This is a genomic window from Shewanella sp. Koi 1 (assembly GCF_052907445.1).
The window spans coordinates 511,861-529,837 of record NZ_JBREJM010000001.1; the positions used below are offsets into that span (position 1 = coordinate 511,861).

A 17,977-nucleotide genomic window follows, 5' to 3' on the forward strand; every position below is an offset into this window, starting at 1 on the left:
AGCGTGTCTATATTGGCCTAGTCTGGCCACAATTTAGTTGTCATAAATGAGCCTTAAGAAGTTTACTCAGTACAAGTTACTGTTTTTAATGTTGTTGTCCCTCGGTATTTTACTTCCTTTTATTCCTGACCAAGCCTATCACATCCCCGGCCCTGATATTGCTACGCAAAATCTGCATGTGATTGAATTTAATGATCAAGGTCAGCCACACAACGATGGACAATGGCAAGGACTCAAGGCGCGGATTTTACAGCCCAATAATGGCACGGCTCCCGAGTTGCTGATTTTTGTCCACGGTTGGCACCATAGCGCTAATCCAACGGACGAAAACTTTGTCGCGTTTGAACAGTTTTATCAGCAGATGGCGGCATCCGACTCCCAGCGTAACCTATTGGGTTTATACATAGGTTGGCGTGGTGACAAGCTGGATCCCTTCTGGCTCGATGGCTCAGAAGATGCTACCAGTTGGATTGAGCCGCTGGATTTCCCGACTATTTTACAGCGTAAAGCCGTGGCCAAACGCATTGGGCAAACCGGGCTATCGCAGCTGCTGGATAAGCTGGATGGGTTAGTGGCTGAACATCAATTACTGCGTTATACCGTGATTGGCCACAGTCTTGGCGGCTTAGTGGTGCTGCACGCCAGTAAAGATAGAATCAAGGCGGCCATCGATAATGAGCAGGATAATCCGAATCTTTTCTTACTGTTAAACCCCGCTGCGCCGGCGCAGGATTTTAAACCGCTCGATACGCTGATGAGCTTAGATAGGCAAAAACCGAGTATGGTGGTGCTGCAATCTAAGGGCGATTTTGCGGTAAAAGAGGCCTTTAATTACATCAAGGACGGCGAGCGGGCGCTGGGTAACTCTTGGGCTATTACCCATGATATTGATAAATGTTCTGGCGGTAATTGTTCGACGCCGATGAAGATGCCTTCGGCATTAATGGCTCACGATCAAATCCCAGGTTGCATGATGACCTTGCCGCATTCTGGCTGGAAAATCCGTGCTCGCCTGCAGGCGCGGCGCAGCGTGCAAACCTGTCCAGACGCCAATATGCAGGCTGTATGGGTGCTGGCCGTGTCCGATGAAATTGTCTCTGGGCATAATGGGATCTTAACGCCGGACCACGCCAAGGCGCTGTCCGAGGTGATGGGGATGATTGATTTGTATCGAAATCAATTGCCTAAACATGCGGTCGAAAGCCCAGCGAATGAAGATTTAGCCACGTTGGCGCCCGACTCGGAAGCGGCAAGCTCGTCGGATACGCAAACAAATACCCCAGCAGAGCCCGTGGTGTTAGTCGAGCCATTACCTGAAGGCGAACAACCTAAGCCACAAGATTCAAAAGATTCACAAGAGGCGCCAGAGAAGCAAACACCGATTGAGGAAGGTTTGCCGATAGTGCCGCCATCAGATGATCGCACCCCGCCGCAAGCGATGGATGGCAAGTCGAATGAAGTGAGTGGGGACACTAAACAAGAGGAAGCCGAGACCACGGTAAAGCCGCCAGCCATTAATGCTGAGTCTCAAACTAATGCGGAACCTCAAATTAATACAGAGCCCCAAACCGAGATAAATAACACTAAGGATACTCAACCTAATGAACCAACTTAGCCTCAACCTAAGGTTGAGACTGAGTAACTTAGGAATTGCTTACCGAATGTAAGCGTATGAGCTTTACTGATTTTTAACCTGAAATTTACGCCAACTAAAATGAAGTAAAAGGACTAAAAGCAGGCTAACGATTGCCCATGTAGGGTATTTATGTTGATGATAAAACGTGAGAATAGGGGCGATTTCATCGCGGATTAACACTGGGCCTAAGCCAAAAAGCGTTACCCAAATGCTGGTGGCGAGTAGGTTTCCCAGCACGAATTGCTTAAAGGGCATTTTGGCTAGCCCACAGCCAATAAACATAAACTGCTTAAGCCCTTCGACAAAGCGGCTGAGCACTAAGGCGGCAATGCCATACTGGCCAATCACACTGTGGATCTTGTCCTCAAGCTGCGGCTTTATCCAACCTTTTCGCAGCAATACCTCACCAAAACGGCGACCGATAAAGTAGCCTAAACTGTTGCCACTCAGGGCCGCGGCGCAGGCAACGATGAGGACTAATGGCAGCGACATTTGCCCCGTAGCGGCCAGTAAACTGGCGACAATCAGTAAGGATTGTCCCGGTGCAGGAATACCAAATCCCTCGACGGCGATGGCCACAAAGAGCAGCAGATAACCGTATTGCTGCAACCAAGGTGTCATTTCGGTGATAAGGTGTTGTAAGGCTTCTGGCATGATTAAAACAGAGTGCGAGAATGAATCATCCCATCTTACTCGGCACAGCCAAATTTAGGATAGCTTTATGAGCAAAGTTTCATGCCGATTTTATGGAATGGCGCATATTCAAGGCACAAAAAAGCCGAACTGAGTTCGGCTTTTTATGCATGACAACTGAATGGTCGCTTCTTAAGCGAAAGCGGCCTGCAGTTGTGGCACAACTTGCTTCTTACGGCTTAATACGCCTTCTAACCACACTTTACCATCGACTGGGGTTTTACCGTAGGCACGGTTAACCAGATCGGCATCGTCAGAAACCACTAACAACTCTGAGCCTTCTTTCATAATGTCAGTCAGCAGTAACAGTACGCTGTGACGGTTGCCTTCAACCTTCAGTGCTTTGATATCGGCTTCCAGCTCGGCTTTGATTGAATCAAATACAGACAGATCAATTACTTCTAACTGGCCGATACCCACTAAGTTACCGTTCATGTTGAAGTCTTTAAAGTCGCGCATCACGAGATCGCGTGCTGGCGTGCCTTCAACTGCCGATTTTACCTTGAACATTTCCATGCCCAGCGCCTTAAAGTCTTCAACGCCCGCGATTTCGGCCAAGGCTTCAACGCAGCGAATGTCGGCTGTAGTGCAGGTCGGTGATTTGAAGATCACAGTGTCGCTCAGGATGGCGCACATCATGATGCCAGCGATATTTTTAGGGATGGCAACTTGGTGGAAGTCGTACATCATCTTAATGACTGTGTTGCTGCAACCAACAGGGCGGATCCAGCACTCTAAAGGCGTATCAGTGGTCAGATCGCCTAATTTGTGGTGATCCACAATACCTACGATAGTCGCTTGAGCGATATCGTCCGGTGCTTGAGTCAGTTCAGAGTGGTCAACAATGTAGACCTGCTCGCCAGCATAGCTGGTTTTGTATTCTGGCGCTTCAAAGCCAAAACGCTCCAGAATAAAAGCGGTTTCGGGTGATAACTCACCTAAACGTGCGGCAACGGCTTCTTCACCGATTTGGTTTTTTAAATAAGCTAACGCGATAGCACCGCAGATTGAATCAGAATCGGGGATTTTGTGACCGACAACGTACATAGGCATTTCAGGGACTCTCCTTTAAATTTGTGGCAATTTTAACAATATTTCGCCCGATTCGGAAATAGCCAAAGCGCATATCGCTGCGCCCTTAAGTCGCTATTCCACTAAAAACCGACCGCTGGCAGTGGCCATTATTCACACAGGTGTTAGATCTTCACTTTTATCACGACTTTACGCACCGCTGTCGGTGTATCACTCGTGCCGGGCATATGCATGTCGCCAGGGAAAAAGAGCGCGAACATCCCCGCCTTTAGTTGAATGTAGGAGGCGTTAGCTTTATTCGACTCGTAATCGAACTCGGCGTAATCGTGCTTTTCAAAATAAGGTTTTGAGGGTGTTTGGTCGGCCAATGGTAGATAGCCAAACTCTTCTTCGCCGCTGACCACATACTGCACATCGATGTATTTTTGATGTACTTCAAAGGGTTCGGTCGATTGTGGCTTAGTGTGGTAGTCGTTGACTATCACGAAAATATCCTCGCCATCGAGGGGATAATTGCCAACGGGCAGTTGGCTAAAGTCAGTGCTGGCGAGATGCGCTAATGCCGTGGCAATGCGTGGACTGAGTGATTGATAAATATGGCGATTAGCTAAGGTATCGACAATCATGGGGTACTCGATATGGCGTAAGTAAATGAGTGAATTGTAAAGATTATAATCAGTTCACCGCCGTTAGAACATAAGCGATAGACATAAAAAAACAGGCCATAAATGGCCTGTTTTGATGGTTTGCGGCTTAGTAAGTGTACTTAGCCTCGAGGAAGTAGTATCCCCCATTAAATCCAAACGGTGTATTGGTTAATGGATAGACGAAAATACCATTGAAGTTATTGTCATCAGGGCGTTTTTCAGGATACACATCAAACAAGTTTTGTACGCCAGCGGTGAAGCTTAAGGCATCGGTTGCGGCGTAGCGCACGGATAAATCCATCACCCATTGATCGCTGTAATTCACATCACCCGTTGAGTAACCCACTGTATAATCGCCAAAATAGCTGAGGCGAATGTTAGTCTTAAAGTCACCTAATTCATGGGTCAGTCCTAGGTTACCCGTATTGTGCGGCGTGGCCGAGGTCATGCGGGTTTGTTCGATATTATCGAAGAGTTTAGGGCCGAGTCCGTCCAAAATTTCAGGGAAATGAATATCTTGGATTTCTGTTTTGTTATAGGCGTACGCCAAGTTAGCGCGTAAATCGCCCCAGTTGCCGAGATCAAAATCTTGGCTCACCACTAAATCGACGCCGCGAGTACGGGTATCTACGGCATTAATAAAGAAGCGCGCCGATTCTGCATTGGTATTGGCTAGCGCCGCCGCAACAGCGGGTGAGTCGTTTGGCGTCACTGAGCTTGAGAGGATAATCCTGTCATCGATTGAAATCTGATAGGCATCCAAGGTCAGGGCGAGACCCGTATCATTGGTATAGACCAAGCCTAAGCTGAAGGATTGCGATAGCTCTGGGTCGAGCTCGTTAATGCCTAGGGCTTTAGTCACTGGCGATAAGGTGTTGAAGGTGCCTGATTCTGTTGGCACTAATTGGCCCGTAGTCGGATCAGGATTGAACAGGGTCGAGATATTGCTGAAGTACAGCTGTTGTACGCTCGGCGCTCTAAAGCCTGTGTTCACTGTGCCGCGCAGCGCTAAATGGTCGGTGAAGTCGTAGCGGCCCGCGAGCTTCCAACTGGTGTTACCGCCAAAGTCAGAATAGTTTTCGTAACGCAGCGCCGCCGCCCAATAAAACTCAGTGGTTAATTGGTTTTCAAGCTCGACATAAACACCGGTATTGTCGCGAGTTTCATCGACTTCTGATTCGGGCGTAAAGCCAGTAAAGCCTTGGCTCCCCGCAGCACGGTTATCATAACCGCCATTGATATAAGAGTTGGGTTCGCCCGCCTCAATCTGATAACCGTTTTGGCGCCAAGAGACACCCGTTGCCACTAAGATCTCTGAATCATTGGCAAAGTTATAGTAGCGCGAGGCATCGATATTCAGGTTTGCTTCGCTGGTGGACAGGGTGCCCGCATCGAATTCCGTCGGGCTATCAGGGCCGAGTGATGCGTTTAGGGTGTTCACAATATTGTATTCGAACGAGTTACCGCCATAGCCCGCTGAGGTATCGATATTCCATTCACCGAGGGTGAACTCATAGCCTAGGACTAATGATGAATCGATGATCTTAGGATTGATCTGCGGTAAAAAGCCGTCGGGATACAGCTCGGTCAAGTTACGGGCATCGAGCGCGCGGCGATAAAATGCGCCGGATTTGGTTTCACGCTGGCTAATGCCACCGAAGGCATAGAGTTTACTGTCGTTTGAGAAAGGCTGCGCTGCGTTGATAAATAAGCCTAAGTTATCGTATTCGGCGTCGCCCACTTGGTGGCTCTTGCGGTTGAAAGTCGCTTCACGCGGATCATCCGAACCGTCTGGCAGCTTAGGATATTGTTGGCGTGGATCTAAGCCTGCGCGGTTGGTGCTGTCTTTATGGTGAGCTTCAACGCCAATATTCACAAAACCGTCGTTGTTTAGGCTGATCCCGTGGTTCACACCAACGCGCCATTGTTCACCGTCACCCAGATAGGTTTGTCCGGCTTGAGCCGACACGCTACCGCCTTGGTCGTTGTCTTTTAAGACTACGTTAATAACACCAGCAATTGCATCTGAGCCGTATTGTGCCGAAGCGCCATCACGCAGGATTTCGATGCGTTTAATTGATGTCATCGGGATTGCGTTCAAATCAACGTTAGATGAGCCCTTGCCGACAGTGCCACTTAAATGCACCAGCGCCGAACCATGGCGGCGTTTACCGTTTACCAGTACGAGCGTGTGGTCTGGCGACAGGCCGCGTAAGCTAGCAGGACGCACCGCATCTGAGCCATCGGTGACCGATGAAAAGGGGAAACTGTAACTTGGCGCGGCAAATTGCAGCGCCTTAGCCGTTTCGGTCATACCGGTGGATTCGAGTTGTTCCGCGGTAATGATATCGACGGGGGCAACGCTGTCGGTTGCAGTGCGCAGGGCGATCCGCGAGCCGACCACTTCAATTTTCTCAAAGCTGCTGGCCTGCTCTTCTGCGTGTACGACAGGAAAAACCAAAGTTGAAGATACTGCTAATGCGATAACGGCTGGACGCATAAAACCTCTCAATGTGGAGTAACCTTTAGGCTGGAACGAAAACATTGAACCAACGAAAGTAACAATTCGATAGGGCGAAGGTTATCACTGTAACAATTGTTACATCTAGACAGAAAAGAACTAACTCAGAGCTTACTGTTCTAGATAATCATTTAAAGCTAGTCGAATATGTCGCCACAGCTCATGTGATTGGCTAAGTGAATAAAATCATCTAGATCCATTAGGTTTGCTGAAGGTTTATCGCGCTTTGCGGCTGTGTTTTAATGGCCGTAAACCTCAGGTTTGAGGCACTTTAAGGAGTTAAGTTTTGCCCGCATTACGCTTTCTTGCAGGTCCTACGGCCTTTAACATTATCAGGGAGCAAGGTCTGCATCCCGATGCTTTTACACAACTATTGGCGGCATCCGGTGGACCTAAATGGTTAGGGATTGCGGGTCTTGATAAGTATCTTTTTGCTGAATTTTTTAAAGATAGACAAACGCCGCTATACACCTTAGGGGCATCCTCTGGCGCTTGGCGTTTAGCCTGTTTGGCGCAGCAGGATCCACTACAAGCCTACGCACGTTTAGAGGATTACTACATTGGCCAGCAGTATGAAACGATACCGACACCGCATGAGGTGAGCGAGCAGGTGAAGGGCATAGTCCAAGGAATTCTTGGCGAGACGGGTGGTCGCGAGATAGTCAATCATCCCTTTATTCACAGTCACTTAATTGCCTGCCGCGCTAAACACATCAATCGTCTTAGCCATAAATTGCCATTAGCGGCTGGGCTGGCGATGGCGGCTGCGACCAACCTCATTAGCCGCAAAACCTTGGGCTGGCATTTCGAGCGTGTGGTGTTTAGTCAGCAAGTGGCAGCATCACCTTTTAAGCAACTTGACGATTTACCCAGCCAGCAGGCGAGGCTCACCGAGGCCAATATGGATGCTGTGATGTTGGCAACGGGATCTATTCCATTAGTGCTTGCGTCAGTCTCACGGATTGATGGCGCGCCCGCGGGGCAATACTATGATGGCGGCATCACCGACTATCACTTCGATTTGCCCTTATCCCATACTATTATGGGATTGACCCTGTACCCGCATTTTTATCCCCATATGAGCCCTGGATGGTTCGATAAATCCTTGACCTGGCGCCGAGCGCGCACCAATTACCATAACGCCTTGGTGCTGGCGCCTTCGGCGGAGTTTGTGGCGTCACTGCCTTTTGGTAAGGTGCCCGACCGTGAAGACTTTAAACAACTGGATACTGCGCAGCGGATGCAGTATTGGCGCCGTTCTGTTGCCTTAAGCGAGCGCCTTGCTGACGAATTTGCCGAAGTGTATGCAAAGGGCAATGTCGCAGCACACTTAGCGCCGCTGTAGGGGGAAAGGGGTAAACTCGGCCTAAATGCTTTTTACCGTCAGCGACTTTAGGAAGGAAATTATTTCTCCTGCTACACTCTAAATTAATAAGGTGTGGCTGATTTTTGAGCACATTCTTGTATCAGTGGGCAGGAGGTTGCTATGCAAACACGAGAAATGGCGTTAATTATGCGCGATGCCTTGTTGCTGCCACAGGGAAGGATTGAGGTCCGCGTGGTCGAGCCGGGCCAATTGCGCATGGTCGCGGATGTGTTAAAAGGCAAATACAATTTGGCGTTTGCGGCGAGTAAGCCCAGTGGCAATCCGCCCTGTTATCCGACTGCGACACAGTGCGAGATTATCGATTTTAATCAGTTAGAAGATGATACCCTCAGCATAGTGTTAGAGGGGCGCCAAAGGGTTAGCATTCTCTCAGCGGCGCAAGCAAAAGATAAGCTGTGGATGTCCCGCACTTTGCCTTGCCAAAATTGGCAAGAAGAGCCGATAAAAGGGGAGTTCGAACTGATCAGTGCTGCCCTTGAACAATTCTATGAGGTGAACCCTGACTTACTGGAGTTGTATTCCCAAGTGCATTTAGAGGATGCGGCCTGGGTGAGCCAACGTTGGTTAGAAGTGCTGCCCATGTATAACCGCGATAAGCTAGTGCTGGTGAATCAACCCGACTGCCATAAAACCATGGATTTTGTATTGCAACTTATCAAGTCCCATGTGGACTGAAAAACCACACCAAGGCTAAAATAGCGGCTCATTATCGCCGCTAGTTGTTTCTATGACTCAAACCGCCCGTGCCGCCCAGCCTTCTTTTGTGGTTCTCCCCCTAGAAGTGGTTGATAAACCAACCGTATTTTCTTTTTTGATCGAGCATTATGCCCATATTGGCGAAGCGGTTTGGCGCCAGCGGATCCTCGATGGTAAAGTGCATTGGCAAGACGGCAGCTTGATTGGATTAGATACCGCCTATCGCCCGACGGCGAGGGCATATTACTACCGTGAAGTCCCAGTGGAAGCGAAAGTCCCCTTCGAGTCGCCGATTTTATTTCAAGATGACAACCTCATCTTGGCCTACAAACCGCATTTTTTACCCGTCACCCCCAGCGGCGATTACGTGAATGAGTGTCTAGTACACCGTTTACGTTTAAGCACTGGGATAGACACTATCGCCCCAGCCCACAGGTTAGACCGGGAAACCGCTGGCGTAATCCTGATGACGACTCGCCCAGAGACGCGGCATATTTATCATCAGCTATTTATCGATGATGCGATTCGTAAAGATTATCAAGCGATTGCCAAACTCACCCCAGAGATAATGGCGCAATATGCCAGTGGCGAATTAACCCTGCCATTGCATTGGACGGTCAAAAATCGCATGCAACGCAGCGAACCCAGTTTTACCATGAAAATAGTTGAAGGCATGGCAAATACTCACTCGGAGATAAGCTTGGTTGCGATTAAAGGCGAGTTTGGTTTATTTCATTTAAGCCCTATTACCGGTAAAACTCACCAATTGCGGGTGCATATGCAAAGTCTTGGTATGCCATTATTAAATGATCGCTTTTATCCGACATTATTACCTAAAGGGCCGGATGATTTTACCAAGCCACTACAACTCTTAGCGCAGCGATTACGTTTTGTCGATCCAATCAGTGGTCGCACGCACGATATTCAATGTGATGGATTAACGCTTTAGTCAGCGGAAAGCATTATTGCCACAATGAAAAAAGTGGGCTAGTGCAATATGATTGTGTGGTTTTCTCAGCGATGATAAGAATACAGACGGAATTACGCTCGCTAGCAGTAAGGAGTCTTGTATTGGTTGTTTGAGGGAAGTAATAGCATGACCAAATCTGCAATCATTTCAATTTTGCTCTGTCTCGCAGTGCTTTTAGGCGCCATGTATGTTGGTAACTGGACGAAACATCCTTATGTTCATGAGTTGACAACAGAGATCCGTAAAGCGAGTGCGGTAATCGAACCCAAAAAGCCAAGTGCAGAAATCATGCAGGAGGATGAGAGTAAAGCCGGATCGTCATCCTCACCAAAGGTCATTTGGGATCAGATGTTAGATAATACCTCGCCGCCAAAGCGCCCCGAGTCACAGCTATTTAATCAAAGCTTGCCCAAGCAAGAAGATAGCATGATAACGCCAGCTAATTCGGCAGTGGTTGAAAAGCGTGTTGAACCGTTGCAATAAACTATTCTTGCCTCGGTGGTTCGAACCGAGTTTCGCTCATATCCCCATGTAATACGGCAATTTTTGTAGGCTCGCCATTATCGGCTAATACCAAAATGCCAATGCCGCTGCGGTTGACTAAGCGCTTGCTCCGTTCGCCATTAGGCCGTCTGCCCCGTAATGACATCCGTTTGCGCTTAGTGAACAGGTTGAGCGGCGAGAAGTGGCCATAGAGCCAACCATTGAATTTGTCGAAAAGCGGCAGCAGTTTTTCGGGGAACTGGTTTTTAATCCCGCTACAGGTAATTTGGTAAATATTTGGGCTGCTACGGCGGAAGCGAATGCTGATGTCATAGGCAAAGGAGTAGTGCACATCCCCCGAGAGGATAACGAATTGCTCTGGGGTCTTGCGGTGCATAAAGATGCTTAGCAAAGCATTGGCTGCGCCCGGATGCGCCATCCAGTTTTCCGCATCAACCAGCAGCGAAGCGCCCATAAAAGTGGCCATGCGTTGCACTGCCTCAATCACTTTGACCCCAAACATCGGCGCGGGCGAGACGATAATGACCTTAGATTGACCAAGTAGCGCCTGTTGTAAATCCATTAAGGCTTCCCAATCCATCAAGCCCGAGGGTTTGGCGAGATTCGATTCACTGCGCCAACGGCGGGTGCGAGTATCGAGTACAACCAGCTTGGGTGAGGTATCTAAGGTGTAATGCCATTGCTCAAATGTCAGTAAGAGATCAATCAAGGTATCCTGAGTGTTAGGGTCGGGGCGATTGAAAAATGCATCTAACTTTGGGCGAACCTCGGCATTAAATTTATCCGGCGCATTACCTAATCCTTGGAATAAGATATAGGCAATCAAGGCATTACCAATGATTCGTTTAGAAAATGCATGACCGTAGGCGGCCTGTTCCCACTTGGCGGTGAGATTCCAATCATCGGTAATATCATGGTCATCAAACATCATATACACGGGAATATGCGCCATAAGGCGCCTAACCTGAGTGAGTCCCGCTTTAAAGGCCAGTAAGTTTTGCCATTCTTTTTGCCACCGCAGCTTGTTGGCGGCAGAGAGACCGTCGACATCCTTGGGTAAATCAACCAACTCCCATAGTTCGGGCGACCAAGTGAGTAGGTATAGGGCGATCATTTCACTCAGGCTAACTAAATGGTTTTCTGCGATGGATGAGGTAAATATCGGATGGTTGACATACCAGCGCCAAAGCGCAGTTTTGGCGGGATATTCGGTACGTGGCAGCAGCGTTTTATGGCGTAAGTACAAGCTATCGGCTTGATAACGGATTGCCTCGCTTCCCGCAATAGTGGCGCCGTGAAAGGCTTCATGGTGCAGGCCGAGTTTTTCGATCACCTGACCAATGGCGCATAACATGGGGCCAGCCACATCATCCACATAAACTTGATCGCCACTGAGCATTAACAGGGCTGGGCGCTGCTGCGAATCCTTATCGATAAGCTGTGCTAGCCTGGTATCGGCGGCGACTAAGGCATCCTCGCTATGGTGGTGGGGGTTGCGGCATGAGCCATGCCATACCTGTTTGAGTTCGGTGCAAAAGTAAACCTGGGGTGAGTCGGCACCGCTATAGTGCAATCCATTGACACCATTGAAAATATCGCCAATCCCCTTAGCCGAAACGCGGTATGGAATAGCCGTTTCAGGCGTAAGCAGTGTAGGTCGCGACACACTAATCAAATATTGAAAGGCGTGCTTGCCGAGTGGTATGCAATGGACTTCTTCCTCTGCTAACCCATAACTTTGCTCCCCTAAGGCCAGTTGTAACTCAGTCAATGGCTCGCGGCTCACAAACCAGAGGGTAAAGTGCGAGGCATCGCAGTGGCGCAGCATCGGGCCTGCGAGGATAAGGGGAAGTGCTTGAGTCAAATTCAGCCTTTTGTTGTTAATCAGGTCGAGTGGGATAAACCCAAATCAGCTTAAGTACGGGCAAATAAGAGTAAACAAGTGCGTTGAATATGAAAAGCTTTTAGAATTATCCGCCAAATGGGTGGCTAAGGAGTTTGGGGCAATATGGCAAATATTATGGTGACGGGCGCAACCGGATTGCTCGGCAGGGCGGTCGTTAAACAGTTAACTGCCGCAGGGCATAAGGTGATTGCCACCGGTTTTAGCCGCGCCGAAGCGAATATCCATAAACTCGATTTAACCCAAGCTATTACAGTAGAAGCCTTTATTGCCCACGAACGGCCAGAGATTATCGTGCACTGCGCCGCAGAGCGTCGCCCCGATGTATCTGAGCACTCGCCTGAGCAGGCTTTGGCGCTGAATCTGAGCGCTAGCCAAACCCTTGCTAAGGCCGCTAAACAGCATGGAGCTTGGCTGCTGTATATCTCAACCGACTATGTGTTTGATGGCACAACGCCGCCCTATGCCGAAGATGCCGCACCCAATCCAGTCAACTTTTATGGTGAGTCTAAATTACAGGGCGAAACCTGTGTGCTGAATACAGACAGCCGTTTTGCGGTATTACGTTTACCGATCCTCTACGGCGAAGTGACTCAACTGAGCGAATCTGCGGTATTAGTGTTAATCAATCAATTGTTAGATAGCAGGCCGCAGCGGGTCGATGCTTGGGCTATTCGCTCGCCGACCTCGACGGCGGATATTGCTGGCGCCATCGCTAAGTTGATCAAGCGGCAGTTACATGTTGCCGATGTGTCTGGGATTTATCATTTTAGTGCGTCGCAAACCATGACTAAGTACCAAATGCTACTGAGTTTAGGTGAGTTATTGGCAATTGACACCGCGCATTTAGTCCCTGAACTCACACCGATGGATAGCGCTAAAAGGCCGCAGAACTGCACCTTAAGTTGCGGGCGTTTAGCGGCGCTGGGCATTTATTCTGAGTTGGAATTTAGCGCAGGGCTTAATCAGGCGCTCGCTCAATCCAGTGCAGCACTTGCGGCTGCTGGCCTTAAGCTTAAGGAATAATGATGGTTAAAATTTTAGGAGCGAATCTGCAAGCGGCCGACCAAGTCGCGCTGCTGCGCACCTTAGGTTTATTGCTGCAAATTGGTTTGACGTTGTTTGCCGCCGATACCTTTGGCCTGAGTTTGCAAATGGAGCCGCTCATGCACGTGTTTGTGCTGGAGGTGCTCTATCTTTCGCTCACATTAGCATTACGTAAACCCTTGTTTGCGAAAGAGCGCGGCCTGTTTATTGCCCTGAGTCTGGATACCTTGTTTTGGATTTCTTGGCTGTATTTTTCGGGCGGGGCGACCAATGCGTTTATTTCGCTATTATTGTTACCTATCGCCTTGGCTGCGGTCACATTGCCTATTTGGGCGCCTTGGAGCTTGACCGCGATATCAACGCTTGCCTATAGCCTGATGATTTTTACCGTGCCAGAGTCGCAGATGCAGCACCATGGCATGGATATGAGTTCCCACTATTTAGGCATGTGGTTTAACTTTGTGATTTCAGCCTTAGTGCTGACCACCAGTGTGGCACTGATCGCCAAACGGATGCGCCGTCAGGATGCGCAGCTTGCCTATATGCGCGAAGGACAACTGCGGCAGGAGCAGTTAGTGGCGCTCGGTACTGTGTCGGCGCAAATGGCCCATCAATTAGCTACACCACTCTCAACACTGCATTTATTGCTCGATGAGTTAAGGGAAGAAACCCCTGAACCCTCAATAACCTTAGTTGAAATGGAAACCGCACTGGGGCGTTGTGAGCACACCTTGGCGGAGCTGCGATTGGCGACCGAGTCGATTCGTGACCGTCGTCAGCGGCCTCAAAATATCACTGAGCTGGTGGCTGGATTAAAGCAGAAAACCCAGTTATTGATGCCGCAAACAGAACTCAATTGGTTGATAACCTGTGAGCCTAAGCTGCTAGAAGAAAAGCAGATCTTAACCGATATGAGCTTAACCCCCGCGATTATGGCCTTGATTGAAAATGCCGCCCGCGCCAGTGTCGAAACCATAGGTACTTCGCAGGTGGATATTAGCGTCGATTGTTCGCCAAGCGAGGGGCAGGCTTATTTGCAGATCCGTGATTATGGCGCGGGTATCGCCCCTTCATTATTGCCACAATTAGGCACCTTATTAATCGAAAGCCCTAAAGGCTTAGGCGTAGCCTTGTTACTGAGCCATGCTAGCTTGGAGCGTTTAGGCGCGGAGCTTATTCTGGCAAATCATCCCCAAGGCGGCACAGTGGCGCAAATTCGTTTTACACTCTTGGCGCCTAAAGTACCAACTGGAGAAACCGTATGAAACGGCTATTGATTATTGAAGATGATCAAGCGCTTGCAGGTATTTTAGCGCGGCGTTTGACTCGCCATGGGTTTGAATGTCGTTTAAGTCACGATGCCAGTAGTGCCCTGCTGGTGGCGCGTGAGTGTTGCCCAACCCATATCCTGCTGGATATGAAATTGGCCGAGGCCAATGGCCTGAGTTTGATTGTGCCTCTGCGTAACCTATTGCCTAAGGTGATCATGGTGTTGCTAACGGGCTACGCCAGCATTGCTACTGCGGTAGAGGCGATTCGACTCGGCGCGGATAATTATCTTGCCAAACCCGTCGATACCCAAACCTTGTTGGCGGCCTTTGAGGTGAACAGTCAGGCGAGCGCACTGCCCGAGGATGAAATCGATGACTCGCCGCTCAGCCCTAAACGGCTGGAATGGGAGCATATTCAGCAAGTACTCAATGCCAATCAAGGCAATGTGTCGGCTACCGCCCGCCAACTGGGTATGCACCGTCGTACCTTGCAGCGTAAGTTATTAAAGAAACCCGTGAGTGAAACCGGGCCGCTCAAATAAGGGCAATGCACTTAAGGAAGGAGTCGTCGCATGCGTGAGTATGATGGTATTGAGGTACGTTATCGCAGGCCCGATGCCGATTTAGCCAAAAGCTTGCAAGTGATTGAAAACCTATTGGGCTTTGCCCCCGAATCGCAGCGGTTAGACTTTGATTTATCCTTTTGGGCTGGCGGTGCTGGGGTGCTTGATAAGCTGGCTATCTCCTGCAATGTTTCGCCCGCGCAGTGGCAAACACTCAAGCAACAGCTGGACTTATATTCACCCGAAGAGATGGTTGCTAGGGAAGATTGTCGCGAAGACTTTATCTGGTTAGTTGCCGACGATGAGGCATGCAGTGATATTTTGGCGGCTGCGGCGCAGTTTATTAATGACAACAAGGCGCCGTTTCAAGGGGAGTGTGACACATCACAGGCAATCCACTTTGGTTATATGAGCGATGTGAATACTTGGACGGCTGTATGGGGGCAAGGTAGCCGAATAAACTATGCCTATTTTTGTGAAGGTTAAGAGGTGCCAAGGCTAAGAGTTGTCAGGGTTAAGCACTGTCATTACTGAAAGCTGCCAAGGTTAATCCGTATCTGTGCTAAACGCTTTTATCGCTACCAAGGCAGCTCAGCACCATCGTAGGCCAAAAATTGCCCTGTTTGTACTGGTGTGGCATTGGCGATAATACTGACTAAACATTGGGCGACATACTCTGGTGTAAACAGCTTTTGTTTAGGCACGTTCTGCTGAAAAGGTTTGGATAATGGCGTATCCGTAGTGCCGGGATGCAGTGCTAGCACCACGCAGTGTTTCATGCTTCTTTGCCATTCAATCGATAAGGTTTTAAGGAACATATTCAGCGCCGCTTTCGAGGCGCGATAGCTGTACCAACCACCTAATCTGTTATCGCTAATGCTGCCGACTTTGGCCGATACCACGGCAAACCTTGCCGACGCACTGCGTTTTAAAGTGGGTTCAAAGTGTTTTGCCAGCATCATACTCGGCAGCGTATTGAGCTGGATATTGTGCATGAAAAAATCTCCATCGAGTGCCTGCAGGCTTTTTTCTGGCCCCTTATCCTCTGTGTGCAGCATGCCAATACAGTTGATTAGCCAATCTAATTGGGGGATGTTTTGACTCAGTTGCTTAATTTCCTCCTCAAGGGTGATATCCAGTTGATGCCAAATCACGCCATCGTCTCGCCCAGTATCGGGCCTATGATGTTTATAGGTCGTATGGATAGTGGCCTCGGGATAGATTTCGCGCAGCTTACTCACCATGGCGTGACCTATGCCACCGCTACCGCCTAACACTAAAATATTCATAGCGTTTCTCCCATGCGAAGAGCCTCTATAGCCGTTCAAGTTGCGCGAGATGTTGTTCGGCAGTAGCCAGAATGGCCTGCCTTGCTGCCTCATCGGTTTTATCCCAAGTGCGGTACAGCATGGCGATGCGTGGATTATGGGTAAGCTGTGCGCGGTGTTTATTCATAAAGCGCCAATATAGGCTGTTTAACGGGCAGGCGAGTGCGCCACTACGTTCTTTTATCTTGTAATGACAACTGCTGCAGTAATCACTCATTTTATTGATATAACTGCCGCTCGCGGCATAGGGTTTAGTGCCGACGATACCGCCATCGGCGAATAGCGCCATGCCGCGAGTGTTGGGCATTTCGACCCATTCAATCGCATCCACATACACGCCTAAGTACCACTTATCCACCTCATCGGGAGTGATTTCGGTTAATAGACAAAAGTTGCCAATCACCATTAAGCGTTGAATATGATGGGCATAGGCATAATCGAGTGACTGAGATAAGGCATGGTGTAGGCAATTCATTCGAGTCTTGCCACTCCAAAAATAGTCGGGCAGCTTACGCGTGGCCTCGAGGGCATTAATGCTGGCGTACTGCGGCATATTTGCCCAATAGATACCGCGCACATATTCACGCCAGCCGAGAATTTGCCGAACAAAGCCTTCGACTTGGGCTATCTCAATAAAAGGATTGGCATGATAGTGCTCAATCACCGCATTGATTACTTCTAATGGGCTGATTAATTTGGCGTTTAGGCTAAAGGACAGCCGACTGTGATACAGGCTCCACTGCGCTGGATGCTGCTGGGTCATTGCATCTTGAAACCGGCCAAAGGCGGGCAGGCAGTATTCACAAAAATACTGAAGTAATTCGAGGCTTTGCGCGCGGTTTATCGGCCAGAGTAAACGCGTATCCGCCTTGCCCATAGTATTAATCCCATGGCGTTGAAGACGCTCGAGAATGTCTTCCACATTGTGGCCAAACATCAAGGGGGTTGGGAGCGATTTGATATCTTGGGATTTAAGCTTTTGCCTGTTGTTGGCATCAAAATTCCACTGTCCGCCAACGGGCTTGCCATCCGTCATCAAGATATTGAATCTTTTGCGCATTCGCCGATAAAAATGCTCCATCAGCCTGTGTTGCCCTTGGGGAAATTCCCTATCAAGTTCATCAAAGGGCAATAAAAAGTGCTCGGTATCGACGCAATTCACAACCGCATTGGCCAACTTCAACTGGCTTAATTGCGCGAGGAGTCGATATTCGTCAGGCCGTTGATATTCAAACTTAATCGCCCCCGTTTCGGCGACAAAATACTCTAGCAATGCGTTGAGATCGGCAAAATCTTGGGTATCGTCGAGGGTGAGGTAACGCACTTGATGCCCTGCAGCACCAAGCTCGCTGGCAAACTGCGCCATGGCACCAAAGAACGCGCAAATCTTTTGCACATGGTGCGTCACATAGGTGTTTTCTTGATGCAATTCTGCGATTAAATACAGCACTTTGGGATCGACTTGCTGATACCAAGTATGCTGGGCATTAAGCTGATCGCCTAAAACCAGCCTAACCGTATGGAAGTGTTGTAATTGCTGCCGTAATTGCATTAGCTGGACTCTGATGGATGACTGTCGCGGTTACATCTTTCGCGATGGGATATTGCTGAACATTACGGATTGCAGCACTGTGAGGATCACAGGGCGAGGTATTTGTCGGGATTCCGACAATAAGGTTTATTTGTAAACTTCGTTTATTGCGTTTAAAAGGCTTTTAAAGCAAAGTCAACGTCGTGGGGTGAAGCCCCACGACTTTAAACTTAAAAAAACTACTGAAA

General features: G+C 49.0%; 16 protein-coding genes. 9 read left to right on the forward strand and 7 right to left on the reverse strand.

Features of this window, described 5'->3' with window-relative positions:
* The first annotated feature begins 46 nt into the window (after positions 1-46).
* On the forward strand, positions 47-1,615 hold the full coding sequence (locus ACUZ8J_RS02410; RefSeq protein ID WP_446692945.1) for a thioesterase: 1,569 nt from the start codon (positions 47-49) through the stop codon (positions 1,613-1,615).
* A 63-nt stretch (positions 1,616-1,678) separates the two neighbouring features.
* Here ACUZ8J_RS02410 and ACUZ8J_RS02415 read toward each other — a convergent pair whose 3' ends face one another.
* From ACUZ8J_RS02415 to ACUZ8J_RS02430, 4 genes are all read right to left on the reverse strand, one after another.
* Positions 1,679-2,290 (reverse strand): DedA family protein, encoded by a 612-nt coding sequence (locus tag ACUZ8J_RS02415; protein WP_446692946.1) that lies wholly within the window; start codon positions 2,288-2,290, stop codon positions 1,679-1,681.
* A gap of 171 nt (positions 2,291-2,461) precedes the next feature.
* Positions 2,462-3,382, reverse strand: a complete 921-nt coding sequence (locus ACUZ8J_RS02420; RefSeq protein ID WP_446692947.1) for a manganese-dependent inorganic pyrophosphatase — start codon at positions 3,380-3,382, stop codon at positions 2,462-2,464.
* A 143-nt stretch (positions 3,383-3,525) separates the two neighbouring features.
* A complete protein-coding gene (locus ACUZ8J_RS02425) occupies positions 3,526-3,987 on the reverse strand; it encodes a YhcH/YjgK/YiaL family protein (protein ID WP_011624946.1) in 462 nt (153 codons plus the stop codon).
* Between the two features lie 127 nt (positions 3,988-4,114).
* Entirely contained in the window at positions 4,115-6,508 is a 2,394-nt protein-coding gene (locus tag ACUZ8J_RS02430; protein ID WP_374918789.1) for a TonB-dependent receptor plug domain-containing protein, read from the reverse strand.
* Between the two features lie 307 nt (positions 6,509-6,815).
* Here ACUZ8J_RS02430 and ACUZ8J_RS02435 point away from each other — a divergent pair, with 307 nt between their 5' ends.
* The 4 genes from ACUZ8J_RS02435 (at position 6,816) to ACUZ8J_RS02450 (ending at position 10,065) form a co-directional block, all read left to right on the forward strand.
* Positions 6,816-7,874 carry an alpha/beta hydrolase gene (locus tag ACUZ8J_RS02435; RefSeq protein WP_446692948.1) on the forward strand — a complete coding sequence of 353 codons (1,059 nt, stop codon included), beginning with the start codon at positions 6,816-6,818 and terminating at the stop codon, positions 7,872-7,874.
* 141 nt (positions 7,875-8,015) lie between these two features.
* Complete coding sequence (locus ACUZ8J_RS02440) at positions 8,016-8,591, forward strand: LON peptidase substrate-binding domain-containing protein (RefSeq protein WP_279751577.1); 576 nt, start codon at positions 8,016-8,018, stop codon at positions 8,589-8,591.
* Between the two features lie 52 nt (positions 8,592-8,643).
* On the forward strand, positions 8,644-9,561 hold the full coding sequence (locus ACUZ8J_RS02445) for a pseudouridine synthase (protein ID WP_446692949.1): 918 nt from the start codon (positions 8,644-8,646) through the stop codon (positions 9,559-9,561).
* A 147-nt stretch (positions 9,562-9,708) separates the two neighbouring features.
* Positions 9,709-10,065: a hypothetical protein gene (locus ACUZ8J_RS02450; RefSeq protein WP_140907884.1), complete on the forward strand. Its 357-nt coding sequence runs from the start codon at positions 9,709-9,711 to the stop codon at positions 10,063-10,065.
* Position 10,066: 1 nt separating this feature from the next.
* On the opposite strand, the gene ACUZ8J_RS02455 is transcribed toward ACUZ8J_RS02450, so the two are convergent.
* Positions 10,067-11,914: an alkaline phosphatase D family protein gene (locus tag ACUZ8J_RS02455; RefSeq protein ID WP_446694892.1), complete on the reverse strand. Its 1,848-nt coding sequence runs from the start codon at positions 11,912-11,914 to the stop codon at positions 10,067-10,069.
* Between the two features lie 180 nt (positions 11,915-12,094).
* Here ACUZ8J_RS02455 and ACUZ8J_RS02460 point away from each other — a divergent pair, with 180 nt between their 5' ends.
* From ACUZ8J_RS02460 to ACUZ8J_RS02475, 4 genes are read left to right on the forward strand one after another with little or no spacing between them, the layout of a single operon-like run.
* Positions 12,095-13,015, forward strand: coding sequence for a dTDP-4-dehydrorhamnose reductase family protein (locus ACUZ8J_RS02460; protein WP_446692950.1), 921 nt, complete (start codon positions 12,095-12,097; stop codon positions 13,013-13,015).
* Positions 13,016-13,017: 2 nt separating this feature from the next.
* On the forward strand, positions 13,018-14,301 hold the full coding sequence (locus ACUZ8J_RS02465; protein ID WP_037428971.1) for a sensor histidine kinase: 1,284 nt from the start codon (positions 13,018-13,020) through the stop codon (positions 14,299-14,301).
* Complete coding sequence (locus ACUZ8J_RS02470; RefSeq protein ID WP_446692951.1) at positions 14,298-14,849, forward strand: response regulator transcription factor; 552 nt, start codon at positions 14,298-14,300, stop codon at positions 14,847-14,849. The genes ACUZ8J_RS02465 and ACUZ8J_RS02470 overlap by 4 nt, the downstream gene beginning before the upstream one ends.
* Before the next feature lie 30 nt (positions 14,850-14,879).
* Entirely contained in the window at positions 14,880-15,356 is a 477-nt protein-coding gene (locus ACUZ8J_RS02475; RefSeq protein WP_446692952.1) for a hypothetical protein, read from the forward strand.
* Between the two features lie 92 nt (positions 15,357-15,448).
* Here ACUZ8J_RS02475 and ACUZ8J_RS02480 read toward each other — a convergent pair whose 3' ends face one another.
* Both ACUZ8J_RS02480 and ACUZ8J_RS02485 read right to left on the reverse strand, forming a co-directional pair.
* Complete coding sequence (locus ACUZ8J_RS02480) at positions 15,449-16,159, reverse strand: SDR family oxidoreductase (protein ID WP_446692953.1); 711 nt, start codon at positions 16,157-16,159, stop codon at positions 15,449-15,451.
* Between the two features lie 25 nt (positions 16,160-16,184).
* Positions 16,185-17,750: a cryptochrome/photolyase family protein gene (locus ACUZ8J_RS02485; protein WP_446692954.1), complete on the reverse strand. Its 1,566-nt coding sequence runs from the start codon at positions 17,748-17,750 to the stop codon at positions 16,185-16,187.
* Positions 17,751-17,977 lie beyond the last annotated feature (227 nt).